Source organism: Sporosarcina sp. P26b (assembly GCF_002743245.1).
Taxonomy (GTDB): domain Bacteria; phylum Bacillota; class Bacilli; order Bacillales_A; family Planococcaceae; genus Sporosarcina; species Sporosarcina ureae_C.
This window is the reverse complement of record NZ_PDYW01000043.1, coordinates 1-9843: the sequence shown is the minus strand read 5'-3', so window position 1 is coordinate 9843 and position 9843 is coordinate 1. Positions and strand designations below refer to the sequence as shown.

Below are 9843 nucleotides of genomic sequence, written 5' to 3'. Positions count from 1 at the left end.
TTGATTTTCTTCGAGAGCAGTCCGCTTTTCTCTGTTGTCAGGTAATCGAATAACGGGTCTGCTTCATCGCCGTTTACGTTCACTTTTGCCATCATTGGGAATGAAACACCATAGTTCAGTTGGCAGAATTCAGTTGTTTGATCAATATTATCAAATTCCTGGTCATTGAATTGATCGCAAGGAAAACCGACTACCATCAGGCCATCGTCTTTATATTGTTCATATAGCGATTGTAAACCACCGAACTGTGGAGCAAAGCCGCATTTACTAGCTGTGTTGACGATAACTAAAGGCTTTCCTTCATACTCTTTCAAAGACAAGATCTCGCCATTCGTTTTTTTAACTTCAAAATCGTATACCGATACCAAGTAAATTCCTCCTTTTATTTCACTGTGATTTCCACTTCGACATTCCCGTTGAGTGCTTTAGAATACGGGCAGTAATTATGTGCTTTCTTTGCATATTCTTCTGCAGTTGCTTGATCTACACCTTCGATTGTTACTTCAAGTTTAGCGCCTAGCTTCACGCCGCCGTCCGTTTTATCCGGATAAAGTGCTACCGTTGCGATGACTTCACTACTAGCATACTCTACTTTTCCTTTGTCTAACTGAATTTCAAGTGCACTGTTGAAACATGCGCTATATCCAGCCGCAAACAATTGTTCAGGATTTGATGCGCCAGACACAACACCGCCAAGTGCTACAGGCTTTGCTACATCTAAATTGAAAATATTATCTGGTGAATAAACAGAGCCATCGCGTCCGCCTGTGTTAATAATCGTCGTTTCGTATAGTGGTTTCATGTAAAATTCCTCTTTTCTTTTTATGTTGTGTACGATTTAATCTTATACGATTTAATTTACAAAAGCAATGATTTTGTTTCTGAATGAAAAATAAAAAGTATCGGCTCATGTATCCTTACAAAGGAAGCCTTGATTAATATGAAAATAATATATAGTATAGAATGTATTCAATTGCCAAAATTGATAGAATACTTTATTTCCTGAAAGTCCTGTTTACTATGAACGAATGGAAAAGAGTTATTCAACAAGAAAAACACATCAAAGTTCCTGACTCCATACAAGTGTAGGGGGTCGTGTGAATGGTGAAAGAGGAGGTACGTTTAGTGAAAGAAAATGAAGTGAAAAGTGAAAAGAAGAAATTTTCGCTGCCTCATATTTTCGTTATCCTGTTTATGATTATAATCTTGGCTTCTCTAGCCAGTTATATCGTGCCTGCAGGTGAATACGAACGTGTGACGATGGAAGACGGTAGGGAGGTTATTGATCCCAATACGTTTAAATTGGTTGAAAGTACACCGGTTGGACTATTTGATTTTATGTTTGCGGTTCCCACTGGGTTGATTGAGACAGCAGAAATTATTTTTGGTGTTCTAATGATCGGCGGTATGTTCGCAGTCATTGAACGAACTGGAATTATTAGTATCGGTGTTGGGAAATTAGCAAATATGTTTTCAAATAGAGGACTATGGGTGATTCCGATATTGATGATCCCTTTTGCAATTATTACTACGTTTACGGGTCAAGTTGAATTATCCTTAATCTACTTGCCTGCTATTTTACCCCTCATGCTGAAACTCGGTTTTGATAAAGTTACAGCAGCAGGAACAGTGCTTGTGGCTACGATCTCTGGATTTACTGTTGCACTCACATCTCCTGCAAACTTAGGTGTTTCCCAGACGGTATCTCAACTTCCGTTATACTCTGGAATGGGTTACCGAATTATTATTCTGGCTACTATACTCTTAGTTGGAATAGTATTCGTCGTTCGATACGCTAAAAAGGTGCGGAGTCATCCCGAGTTAAGTATTACATATGATGCGTCTGATTTAACGCAGAATGCAGCAATGCTGGACACGGATCAGCAAAAAGCAACAACTAGGCAAAAACTTGCTTCTGTTGTGGTGTTGATTGCGTTTGGTGTGTTACTTTGGGGCTTGTTCGAACACGGCTGGTATTTCCGGGAACTATCTGGTTTATATATAATGACCGGAATTATTGTGGGTCTTGTTGGAGGTCTCGGAGTATCTCAGATTTCGGAATCCTTTATTGAAGGATTTAAAAATATCCTCTTAGGGGCGTTAATCGTTGGCGTAGCACGTGGAGTCGCCGTTGTGCTAAATGACGGAAATATTATGGATACTATTACGTATGCAGCTGGGAATCTAGTAGCGGCAATGCCAAGTAGTGTGACTGCTACGATCATGTTAGTCGTCCAAGGTTTACTGAACTTCCTGATTCCATCGGGAAGTGGACAAGCGATGGTTACTATGCCTATTATGTCTGGGCTTGCAGACTTGTCTGGCGTATCTAGGCAAACCGCAGTACTTGCATTCTTATTTGGAGATGGTTTCTCGAACATTTTCTATCCGACATCCGGATACTTTATGGCAGCTTTAGCAATTGTGGGAATCCAGTGGAGCAAATGGGTGAAATTCATTTGGCCGCTTCTCTTAATCTGGTATGGGCTAGCTATTGCATTCCTATTCATTGCGCAATTTATTAACTATTCTTAAATAAAATACCTGTGTAAGAAACAAACATGAATGTTTAACCATTCATGAGAGTTTCGTGCGCAGGTGTTTTTAATTTCCAATAATATGTTAGGATAAAGTAAAAAGGGAAGGGGAGTTTGAATTGAAAAAGATGAATAGTGCATTGGGATCGTTTGTTATTCTTGGGCTATTGTTAGCGAGTTGTGGAACGGATGACGAAGAAACGAAGCAAGTCGATGCGCCCGTGCAACAAGTTGAGCCGGCACAAGACAATGAGTCAAAAGGCGAAGTAATGGAACGTCCACCAATGGTCAACGAATTCAATGAAGAAACCGATGACCTTGAAGAAGCTTTCTTCTCGGAATATTCAAGCGTGAAAAGTTTCGTTGAAAGCTCCGTAAATCACATGAAGGAGGGATCTGACTATCGAGAGAAATTTGCGCATGCTGAACAATTTCTTGCAGAATCGACAATCACGTATATCGGATATTTCCACGAAGAAATTGAAGAACTTGGCATGACTGAAGACTTCGAAGAACTAAAGACGGCAGCAGCAGAACTAATTGAGAAGTTTGGGACAGGCGGCGAACATCTTGAAGGGTATGAAACGAAGTATATGGAATTCGAAAATAAAATGAAGGACGTCTATTCAAAAATGTAAATAGACGTTCTTTTTAAAATAAGATACCTGTGTGAGATCCTTTTACTCCATGTAATACTGTTTGATTTTGACAAATCCACTAGTTACAATTACTATCAATGCATATCGTGAATGAAATTTGATTTCGGTCTAACGATTTTATTGAATGCAAAAACAACAATAAATAAATTGTTCGAAAAGAAGATTGGACACCCGATCTTCTTTTTAACGTTAAAAATGATAATCGCTTAGAAATGAATCATGAAGGGGATAATTATTATAAACAAGACATTTGCTTACAAAAATGAATTACCGTCTTTACCAATACCGCCATTAACGAGTACAAGAGAGAGACTTCTTGAATGGGTTGAACCATTTTTAAACGATAAACAACTTGCAGAAACTACTGAGGTTGTGAACAATTTCTTCAAAGTAGATGGAGATGCAGAAAAACTTCAAAAAAAATTATGCAAATTGGATGCTGAAATGGAAGGGAGTTGGCTAAAGCCTTTATGGGATGATATGTATTTAACATTCCGTGATCCTTTGCCAACGGGCATGCATTTCAATATTTTATTGGATAATAAAAACCATGAAAATCGATATACGCGTGCGGAACTTGCGGGAAGGGTAAGCCGTTTAGTTACGGAATTATATCATTTAATCATTGATGGCGAAGTAGCGCCCGTCGTAAAAAATGGTGTGCCCCAAGATATGAGTCAATATAAAAAGTTTTTCAAGTCCATTCGCATACCGAGAGTAGAAAGAGATGAATTTAGACTAGCGGCATTTGAGAAAAGAAATAACCATGTCATTATTTTATATAAAAGAAATGTGTATAAAGTGAACGTAACAAATAGTGAAGGTGAAATGTATCAAAGCAGTGAAATCGCACATGCTATTGAGCGAACTTTTCAAGAAGAGCAAAGTGAAGGCGCTAACGTAGGGATTTTTACAACTGCGAAAAGAGACGAAGCTGCGAAGATATATGATCAACTCACTGTATCTAAAGTGAATGCGAATCATCTACAAGCGATAGCGGATTCGCTCATTGTCCTATCTATGGATGAAGAAAGTAGTACTTCCGAAGAAGCGATTGAGAATTTAATGTTAAATGGAACGAATAAATACTTTGATAAAACCATCCAAGTGATCCTCACTAATAAAGGTGAATTGGGTTATAGCATCGAGCATTCTTCGGTTGATGGTACGACGATATTTGCTGTCATCAGCTATGTAAATGAAGGTCTGGAAAGTGATGAGCCTGAAAAAATATATACGACTGAACCTACTCTAATGGAAAAACAACAATGGGAATTATCTGCGGAGATAGAGAAGTCATTAATGAAATTTGAAAAAGAGAATGCAAGAATCAAAAAAGAGTTCTCTATTAAAACGACAATCTTCAACAGCTTTGGTTCAGATGAAATCAAAACCATGAATATTAGTCCGGACGCGTTTTTTCATATGGCCTTACAAATTGCACAGTACAGAACGTTTGGCGTATTTAGAAGCGTTTATGAACCCGTTTCAGTTCGTGCATTTTATGAGGGAAGAACAGAATGTGCAAGAGCGACCAGTATGGAAAAGATCGACTTGGTGAAAGCGCTAGAAAATGGTGAAGAGAGTCATGAAGTGTTGTATGACTTGATGCAAAAGGCGAGCGCGGCCCATACAGATCGAATCATCAGGTGCCGTAAAGGATTCGGTGTTGAAAGGCATATGTACGGTCTGGAGCAAATGTATACGTTGCACGGGGAAGACCTCGGTATGACGGATAGACCTGCACTCTTTAGCGACACTGGTTATTTGACAATGCGTCATGATTTTATTTCGACAAGTGGTATGGCGTATGACAATGTAAAGTATCGGATATTCGGACCAGTCGTTGAAGGTGGTTTTGGACTCGCTTATATTTTGTTAGATCAATCGATTTCTATTAATATCTCCTCCAGTGCGGATGAAGCACATCATGCGCAGAAGTTAACAAATCATTTGCGAGATGCATTTTTAGAATTACGACAGATTGTGGACCGTATTCTTTAAATACTCCATTGCTAATAACTCTACAAAACTCCGTTGGTTTATATAAACTAACGGAGTTTTGTATTGCATTTTTCTTTAAAGAATGTTTGAAACTATTCCAAGATTTCTGCGTCTGTAGGGTACTTCGATGAAGATGAAGAAAAATTCGGCGGACAAGGGAAAGGGAGAGAACAAATGAAAAAGAAATTATCTATCATGTTTGGTGCACTTGTACTTGCGTGCAGCTTACCATTATCCGGAACAGCCGCAAGTGAGCAACGATTTTCGGATGTACCGGATACCAAGCACTTTGCGGAGGCTGTAAATGATTTTGCAGCGCGTGCTATTATCGGAGGTTACCCCGACGGTACGTTCAAGCCAAGTAACTCGATCACACGGGGACAGGCAGCTGCAATTATTGCGAAGCTGTTGAAAATGGATACGGAGACCGTCAAAGACCCTGGTTTTAAGGACGTCAAGACAGCTAATGGCTACTACAAGGCTATAGCGGCATTGGCACAAGCGAATATTATTGGAGGCTATCCAGACGGTAGTTACGGCCCCAATGATCCCATTACACGCGAGCAGATGGCTTCGATTTTAGTAAAAGCATTCGACTTACCGCGTTATGATTATCAACAGATGGACAATCCATTCATTGATTCAAAAAATCCGTCTCACGAGAAAAATATTCTGATTCTTTACAAGCTTGGCATCACGACAGGTACTACACCGAACACCTACAGCCCGAAAAATCCGATCACTAGAGGGCAGGCAGCTAAGATGATGAAAGCAACAGAAGATGGAAAACCTGCGATGGTTTCATTTAAACCAGAAGAGCTTGGGATGGACGGAATGTATTCAGTGATTTGGAAAGAGGATCAGGACGTGTACGAGTCGATTGTCACTCGCGACACAACGTATGGACCAGGCAGACTGCAACTTATTGCACTGAAAGAAGGAACTGCGACACTGAATGTCAGCGGATATAACGGAGACTCACCAATGAATGAAGAGGAGGAGATCTACCGGAAATATTATGTGCATGTTAAAAAAACAGATGACGGACTGAAACTATCGATTGAGCAAACAGATGATTACTTGCCGACAGAGGCTCCGTTGGAATTGTCTAAAGCTGAGAAAATCAAGAAAGTCAAACTGTATTCAGCAACCAATGATTTGCTAGATGGTGACGCATCTCTTCATATGTGCAAAGAGGATCAAAAGACTTGTATAACGATTCGCCAGCCGGGCAGCTATTATGCCGTTGCTCAATTGGCAAGCGGTGAAGAAATCCGCTATGCGATTCACATGAAAGAGCCCGAGCACGCTTATTTTCATTACGACATGGATGTGTTGAGAGAGCGTCCATCTTATACATTCAATGTTGAAGAGCTGTTTGAAAAGAATGGGTATTATGATAAAGAAGCAGCACGGAATATTGGGAAGCACACTATCGTTACGAAAAATGCAGAAAATATTGCAACAATTAAAAGAGATCCCCACACGAATGTATTTCATGTGACAGCTAAGAAGGTCGGTACAGTTGAAGTAAAGTTTGAAAATCCCGTTTATTTCACGGGTGAAGTGGGCGATGGGGTATCAGGTACGATCACTGGCATGGAAATAAAGGTCCGTGATCTGAATGGTTTGATACATGTTTCTGCTTCACAAATTTATGAACTAAATTATTGAATAAGGTGCCCGTGCGCGAAACAAACGTGAATGTGTAAACCATCATGAAAGTTTCATGCACAGGTACTTGTATTAAGATATTACCCAGAAGCTTAACTTCTGAGTAGTATCTTTTTTTACATACATGTGTACCAAAATCCCCCAACAGACAAAGTCCGCAACCTTCAAACACCGGCATCGTCAATACTTATGCTGTACTGAACCAATAAAAATTCGCAGCATAAAGCAGGTGAAACCTATATGAAAAGATCCGAGTATAAGGCATTACAACATAAAAAAGCACCTAAAAAGAAAAGAAGCCTGAAGAACAAGATCATCCGTTTCGTATGGATCAGTGCACTGCTTGCTGTTCTTAGCGTACTACTCGTACTGAATATCTTCATCACATTCAGTGACGTAAGTAAACTCGAAGAACCTGCACCCAGATCGACAGTGATTTACGATCCGGACGGTGAAGTGATCAGTAAGGTTTCAAATTCGAATATTGAAGGTGTATCGATCGACCAAATTCCGAATACGTTGATCGAAGCCGTCGTATCTGTGGAAGATCAACGATTCTACAAACATCACGGCATTAATTATTTCAGGATGGGACGCGCCTTAGTCGAGAACGCGTTCAAAGGTAAAATCGTGGCAGGGGGCAGTACGATTACGCAGCAGCTTGCGAAAAATGTATTTTTGACGCAGGAGCGTACGTATTCGCGTAAATTCAAAGAACTGATCCTCGCAAAAAAGATTGAACGAGTGTATTCGAAAGAGGAAATCATGGAACGTTACCTTAACCAAATCTATTTCGGTGACGGGGCATGGGGCGTTCAACGAGCAGCGCAGACCTATTTCGGTAAGGATGTTAGCGAATTGACGTTAAGTGAATCTGCGACAATTGCGGGCATCATTAAAGCACCGTCGCATTTAGCGCCTACGAAAGATATAGAAAAGTCGGTGAAACGGCGCAATCTCGTGTTGTCGTTGATGCTGAGTGAACAGTATAGCAGTCAGCAAGAATACGATGAAGCGGTTGGGCAGAAACTGGCATTGGCTGAATCGACAGTTCCAGATTATAAAGTGAACTATCCGTATTATATCGACCGTGTAGTGAACGAGGCGGTCACTATGTACGATTTGACGAGAAATGAAGTGCTGTCCGGCGGGTTGCATATTACGTCAGAAATCAATTCGACGGTCCAAAATGCGCTAGAAGACGTATATGCGGATGATAGATATTTTCCTAAGAGCACGCCAGATCAGCTTTTGCAGAGTGCCTCTGTTTTCTTGAACCCTAAAACAGGTGGAATCCTAGCGTTAGTCGGTGGAAGAGGAGAATATACGCAGGGACGCTTCAATAATGCGACTGACCTCATACGGCAGCCTGGATCTGCGTTGAAGCCGCTTGCCGTCTATACTCCGGCACTTGAGCAAGGCTATCATATGTCAGATTTGCTTGTGGATGAACCGATTGATATGGATGGATACTCTCCGAAAAACTTTGATCAACAATATAGAGGAGAAGTGACGATGTACGATGCACTCGCGCAATCGTATAATATCCCTCCTGTTTGGTTGTTGGATGAGATCGGTATCAAAAATGGAGTTCATGCGGTTGAACTATTTGGGATTCCATTAGAAAAAAATGACCGTACGCTTGGATTAGCGCTCGGAGGAATGGACAAAGGTACGTCTCCTTTGCGGATGGCTCAAGCGTTTTCTGCGTTTGCGAATGACGGAGTGATGGAGGAAGCGCATGCGATCACCGAAATTAAAGATTCGGAAGGAAAAGTGCTTGGGAAGTGGCAGGGTGAGTCTGTACAAGTGACAGATGCGGAAGTTGCCCAGCAAATGACCTATATGCTGCAAGGGGCTGTAAATGAAGGCACTGCCAAAAAAGCACAAGTTTCCGGTGTGGACGTGGCGGGAAAGACGGGCACCACACAGCTCCCGATTGAAGGAGTGGACGGTTCAAAAGATCATTGGTTCGTTGGCTATACTCCGGACATTGCCGGTGCGGTATGGCTTGGATATGATAAAACAGACGCCGACCATTATTTAACATCTACCAGCAGCTTTACTGCACCACCCATTTTCGCACAAGTTGTTTCAAAATCCGCAAGTGAATTAACAGCAAAGGAATTTGATTTGTCGTTAATTGATGAAGAAATCAAAGAACTGAAGAAGCAGAAGAAAAAGACGAAGGAAGAAAGGGAAAAGAAAGAGAAGAAAATAGAGAAGGATCAGAAGAAGAAAGAGTTTTGGAAAGGGATTGAAGAGTGGGGGCGGAAGTGGTTTACAGGTAAAGATGAGTGAAGGTAAAGGACATAAGGTGCCTGTGTGAGAAGCATTCATGAATATTTCTCACACAGGCACCTTTAATTCATGGATAGAGTCCGCTTTAAAGATGGTACCTCCCAACACAAGTCGAAAAAAACTTTGAGTTGTACTAGAGTTGTATAAGGACCAGGCTCCTTTAAAAAATGTGAATGTTTAAACAAACGTAATTGTTTTTTACACAGCGTACTTTACCTTCCTTTCAATCGCCCTTTTCTGCCTTTTGATTTAATAGTAGGGGAGCTTACATGAGCGTATTTCAAATGTTTACTCATTAGAATTGTTTCTATTATAGTCCATAGTTCTCTAATTCTGCCGTTGGGTAACCTTATGGAAGCTTTTTGGTCTTGTTCATCCCTTTTGACGTGTAAATGAAAAGGTTCGGTACTTGTTTGATGTTCTTTACTTTCCTCATGTGGCTCAGAGTGAAATTTTATAACAATCGAACCAGTAGGGGAATAAAAATCATAGTGGTAGTACTCAATAAATCCATCTTTTATTATCTCTTGACAAGGTAAGCGTCAAAAAATGAACACGTTGTTTCATATAAAAGAAAATGCCCCAAAGAATCGATTAAAGATTCTTCGGGGCATTTTCTATTTCTTTGACTGGATATAACAATTCTTTGGTAAGGTCTTCGACCAAGG

8 protein-coding genes are annotated in these 9843 nt (G+C 40.5%); 5 read left to right on the top strand and 3 right to left on the bottom strand.

What is annotated here, in order from left to right:
• Window positions 1–368: glutathione peroxidase (locus CSV69_RS16055; RefSeq protein WP_099693960.1), on the bottom strand; the 368-nt coding region annotated here is incomplete at its 3' end.
• A gap of 14 nt (window positions 369–382) precedes the next feature.
• Window positions 383–802 carry an organic hydroperoxide resistance protein gene (locus CSV69_RS16050; protein WP_099625833.1) on the bottom strand — a complete coding sequence of 140 codons (420 nt, stop codon included), beginning with the start codon at window positions 800–802 and terminating at the stop codon, window positions 383–385.
• Between the two features lie 299 nt (window positions 803–1101).
• Here CSV69_RS16050 and CSV69_RS16045 point away from each other — a divergent pair, with 299 nt between their 5' ends.
• The 5 genes from CSV69_RS16045 to CSV69_RS16025 all read left to right on the top strand — a co-directional run bounded on the left by CSV69_RS16045 (window position 1102) and on the right by CSV69_RS16025 (window position 9175).
• Window positions 1102–2535: a YfcC family protein gene (locus CSV69_RS16045; RefSeq protein WP_099693959.1), complete on the top strand. Its 1434-nt coding sequence runs from the start codon at window positions 1102–1104 to the stop codon at window positions 2533–2535.
• Between the two features lie 121 nt (window positions 2536–2656).
• Window positions 2657–3175 (top strand): hypothetical protein, encoded by a 519-nt coding sequence (locus tag CSV69_RS16040; protein ID WP_099693958.1) that lies wholly within the window; start codon window positions 2657–2659, stop codon window positions 3173–3175.
• Between the two features lie 240 nt (window positions 3176–3415).
• Window positions 3416–5200, top strand: a complete 1785-nt coding sequence (locus CSV69_RS16035; protein WP_099693957.1) for a choline/carnitine O-acyltransferase — start codon at window positions 3416–3418, stop codon at window positions 5198–5200.
• A gap of 174 nt (window positions 5201–5374) precedes the next feature.
• On the top strand, window positions 5375–6874 hold the full coding sequence (locus tag CSV69_RS16030) for an S-layer homology domain-containing protein (RefSeq protein WP_099693956.1): 1500 nt from the start codon (window positions 5375–5377) through the stop codon (window positions 6872–6874).
• Window positions 6875–7114: 240 nt separating this feature from the next.
• Window positions 7115–9175: a transglycosylase domain-containing protein gene (locus CSV69_RS16025; protein WP_099693955.1), complete on the top strand. Its 2061-nt coding sequence runs from the start codon at window positions 7115–7117 to the stop codon at window positions 9173–9175.
• A gap of 212 nt (window positions 9176–9387) precedes the next feature.
• Here CSV69_RS16025 and CSV69_RS17445 read toward each other — a convergent pair whose 3' ends face one another.
• Window positions 9388–9681, bottom strand: coding sequence for a toxin-antitoxin system TumE family protein (locus tag CSV69_RS17445; RefSeq protein ID WP_369823966.1), 294 nt, complete (start codon window positions 9679–9681; stop codon window positions 9388–9390).
• Between the last annotated feature and the right edge of the window lie 162 nt (window positions 9682–9843).